This is a genomic window from Endozoicomonas sp. ONNA2 (genome assembly GCF_024606365.1).
In the GTDB taxonomy this organism is placed as follows: domain Bacteria; phylum Pseudomonadota; class Gammaproteobacteria; order Pseudomonadales; family Endozoicomonadaceae; genus Endozoicomonas.
The window spans coordinates 1-4,238 of the sequence record NZ_JAHHPO010000034.1; the positions used below are offsets into that span (position 1 = coordinate 1).

The following is a 4,238-nucleotide window of genomic DNA, read 5'->3' on the forward strand; positions in this document are numbered from 1 at the left end:
ATAGCCCCAGCTATGTGACCGGAGTTGCAACGCAGCAGAGTGACTGGCCACTTAGCCAGAAAATATGATTTCATTTGGTTAACTACTTATGCCCTTGTCCAAAGTACTGGCTTCCAGTAGTACGCTTTCAAGTGTTACGAAAACTTCTTCCTGATAAGCCGACTGGTGACAGTTTTCAAGTTGCGCTCGGTTTGTCTATAACTGGGCTTTGTCTGAAAAGGACAAACACTACAAGGAAACCGGGAAAAGCCTGTCAAAGCGTCAGATTCAGGATATGGTGGTTGCCAGCAAAAAAGCCGATAAGGAGTGGCTGACGGAAGTGAATAGCCAAAGCCTGTTGACTTCACTGGCCAACCTTGAAACTGCATTCACTAACTTTTTTCAAGGTCGGGCGAAATTCCCACGGTTCAAATCAAAATACTCCGGCTGGCAGTCCTGCCATGAAATATCCGCGTTAAAAAGTCATGAATATAATTCAAATCATTATTACTCATTTCACGAACCGGACTAACCTGATTAATTAATTGTTGCGGAATACTCCATCCATAGCTCGTAGTCGTTGATTGTGAAAGGCATGACGGAAAGCCGCCCCATCAGGAATCCAAAGCTGGCAAAACGTATCGCTGATGCCAACCGGGGAGGGTTTATCCGACAACTGAAGCACAAGTCTGAATGCACCCGAAGGGCATAAAGGCAGTTCCTACTGTGGTTGAAACAGGCCGATTCTTTCCCGGTTCCAGGCTTTGCTCCTGCTGCGGGTTTGTCCATGAAAGCCTGACGTTGTCTATTCGTCAATGAGATTGCCCTGAGTGCAATGTCCATCACGACAGGGACATAAACGCAGCCAGGAATATCAAAACCGCGGTTAGTCGGGGGCCCCTGGCCTGCGGAGCAACGGGGCCGCCCGGACTGGAACGGGGATAGCAGCTTAACAGCCGCTATCCAGGAAAGGTGTGACGGAGCAGGAAGGTTTTTGCAGCGATTCAGGAAGCCTTGCCGGACAGGTCGGTGAGTGTCAAAAGTATCACAGGTTCTTTTCCTGCAGATTCTCCGCTGAACAGCAGCTAAACCACACAATAATCAATGCATTATGAGGTAGTCGTTTTGATACAGCCATACACCGTGCCAGGCACTGCAGGCGACTGGGGGCCTGCAACCATGGCATCTGCAGAGCCACAGGGACGATGGGGCAGTCTGAACGTATCCGGGGCATCCGGTGCAGAACCGCTTTTATCGGACAATACCCGGGATAAAACCCCGGCAAATGACGAAAACACGCAACAGAATCCATCGCTGCAGCAGCGTAAAACCGCCAGCCTGACACGCACTTGCCAGCGGCCAAATGCCGCGGCGGTGCTGGGGGTACCGTCCGATCGTGCCACTGCTTGCAGCGCACCAACCACCAACCGTAACAGTGACCTGTGGATTGCGGTGGCAGATGCCGAAACCCTGCGCAAGATTGGCCATGATCCAAAATTCCCACTCAATGGCAAATACCGGCAGACTGGGTATATTGATGGCAGGCAGTTGCCTGAGCCCATTGGTAATGACACTCATCCGTTTACCGGCATCCTGCGTCACGAAAACGGGACTGTCTGCAACCTTGCCAATTGCCTGATGAAAAGATTGGGCGATGAAGGCGAGGTCGATGGCCTGATTTTTTACGATGCCAATATAAGGTCCAAAGGTCCGGTGGCGGTGGCGGCCTGTACAATTTCAGACGATGCCATGGTCAGAAATATCTATGTTATCAATGCCCGTGTAGAGGCCCTGAGTGACCATGCGGGGATTGCCGGAGGGGATGTCTGGGGAACGGTGGTCAACACCACCGCAGTGAACTGCGAAGTAGTAGTCTCTGGTGACGAGGCAGGGGCAGCAGGCATTGGCGCCGGAACACTTCATGGTAGCGGCATGGTTGCCGACACCACCGCCGTAAACTGCACCGTGACCACTGCTCAATGCCAGCCAGCAGGCATTGGTGCAGGGGACTTTATTGAAGGTCGCGAAGAGGGGGACCTTCGTGATGGTCATGGTACGGTTGCCAATACCACGGCGGTGGACTGTCAGGTGATCACCGCCGGCAGCCGCGGAGCAGGCATTGGCGTAGGCTTCCATAATAATTATCGTGGCACGGTTGCCAACACTACAGCAGTAAACTGTAAAGTGACCAATTCCGACGGCCCTTCAGCTGTGGGTGCAGGGTATCTTTCGCTTGAGGGCAAGGTTACCAACACCACGGCGGTAAACTGCGAAATTATCAACCTTGGTACAGATATCTATTCGTGTGCAGGCATCGGCGCAGGTATGGCCCGTGCCTTTGACACGGTTGCTGACACCACTGCGGTGAACTGTCGGCTGGTAACCTCTGGCAAGCAGGGATACGCAGGTATTGGCGTGGGTGAAGCTCTTGGTGGCACGGTTACCGACACCACAGCAGTGAACTGTACCGTGGCAACTTCCGGTAGTGAGGGAAGGGCAGGCATTGGTGCGGGGTGGCCTATTATTGGTCCAATAACCGTTGCCAACACCACCGCGGTGAACTGTAATGTGACAACCTCCGGCCAGGACGGGGACGCAGGTATCGCGGCGGGCAGAGTCGGTGCTGGATACGACCTTGATGATATCAAGATTGCCAACACCACTGCCCTGAACTGCACAGTGGCAACCTCCGGGAAGGATGCCAATGCTGGCCTCGGAGTAGGAAGACCTCACTCTCAATTCCCCATTGCCAGAACCACCGGGATAAACTGCGAGGTCGATAGCCTGACCGGCTACGGAGAAGCTGATGTCTCTGGTGGGCCTGCCCCCAATATCTGTAATGTCCGTATTAATGGTCACCGGCAGAACAATACCGCCCACGGTTGTGACTTCAGCCCCGATAACTTATGTGCAGGCATTGGCCATCCACTGTTGGCACCGGATTGCCGACCGGATGATAATTTTGCGGCACTGATCAGAAGTAATACCCATGAGTTTGGATTATGCCCTGCCACCGCAACAATAATCCCACCCATCTCCGGCAAGAGTGGTGACTCCCGGGCTTCAGGGCTGACTAACGCTGCCATGGCCGGAATCGCCCTGGGCGGAGTACTCTTTTTGCTGATTGGCGTTGGTTTGTGCCTCTATCGCTATTATTCCCACAGGGCATCGTCCAGGGCTACGGGGCACCATTCTGCCGGCCAGAGGCAGGGGGGCAGTAATCCCGGGCGCGGGTCCGACGATATACAACGCCACCAGAGATCATTGGTCGATCCTGCACAGGGCGATAACCAGAAGGTGTCGTTAATATCGAAGAAGACGTTATAGTAACCAGGCGCCTGCCCGGGAATATCGTCCGCTCAAGTGGCTGTCCGGAAATAGCCCGCATCCAAGCGAGGATGGCGGGAAATTATGAAACAGAAACGTTCTTGAGCGATCAAGATCCCTCGTCCGCATGGGCGGGAAGTGTCAGCATTTTCGTATCACAGTGACCAGTGTTTCCTGACGGTTCGATTGATAACAGTTGAGTCTGTTTGAGCAAATGGCCTTGAGATTTTAAGTGCCTATTTAGCGAGTTTTTGAATGGATAGCTCTTTTTACACACCTCACACTTATAAGGCCTGTCGCCGGTGTGGAGGTAGGCATGTTTTTTCAGGCCGCTGGATTGAATGAATCCCTTGTCGCACACTTTACACTTAAAGGGCTTGGCGCCGGTGTGGATGCGGACATGTTTTTTCAATACATATCTTCGGATAAAGCTCTTGTGGCACACTTCACACTTATAGGGCCTTTCACCGGTGTGGATGCGGACATGTGTTTTCAGGTTATCGGGTTGATTGAAACTCTTGTCGCACACCGTACACTTAAAGGGCTTCTCGCCGGTGTGGGTGAGGATGTGTCTTTTCAGATTTCTCTTTAGACTAAAGATCTTCTTGCATTGATCACACTGAAAAGACTTCTTGACAGTGGGCAATACCTTTGCTGCATTTTCTGTTTGAGCATCCGGTTCATTGATTTGTGTTTCTGTGAAAATATCGCCATTTCCGGATTCATCACAATTTTCCTGCTGCAAAGAGAGTGGACGATTGCTCCCTTCGTTGTCTTCGAAGGCACAGTCAAGATCATCAATTTCAGGAAATAATGGCGCAAGCTTGCCCGTTTCTGACCAGCTGGAGGAATCAAAACCACTATTTTGTTGTTGTTTCATCATCTCCGATACATAGCCAACACCGACGGGGTCAAGTGCTTGCACTTTTTTG

Annotated in this window: 2 protein-coding genes and 2 pseudogenes; 3 read left to right on the forward strand and 1 reads right to left on the reverse strand. The window is 52.0% G+C overall.

Going from position 1 to position 4,238, the window contains the following annotated elements:
* Positions 1-184: 184 nt before the first annotated feature.
* From KDK14_RS00425 to KDK14_RS00430, 3 genes and pseudogenes are all read left to right on the forward strand, one after another.
* Positions 185-511 (forward strand): annotated as a pseudogene (locus tag KDK14_RS00425) (helix-turn-helix domain-containing protein); the annotation flags it as partial.
* Between the two features lie 290 nt (positions 512-801).
* A pseudogene (locus KDK14_RS21560) lies at positions 802-924 on the forward strand (hypothetical protein); the annotation flags it as partial.
* A 180-nt stretch (positions 925-1,104) separates the two neighbouring features.
* Positions 1,105-3,306, forward strand: coding sequence for a hypothetical protein (locus tag KDK14_RS00430; RefSeq protein WP_257263042.1), 2,202 nt, complete (start codon positions 1,105-1,107; stop codon positions 3,304-3,306).
* Between the two features lie 109 nt (positions 3,307-3,415).
* Here the strand turns inward: KDK14_RS00430 and KDK14_RS00435 are convergent.
* Positions 3,416-4,238 (reverse strand): C2H2-type zinc finger protein (locus KDK14_RS00435; RefSeq protein WP_257263043.1); only part of this gene is annotated, 823 nt, incomplete at its 5' end.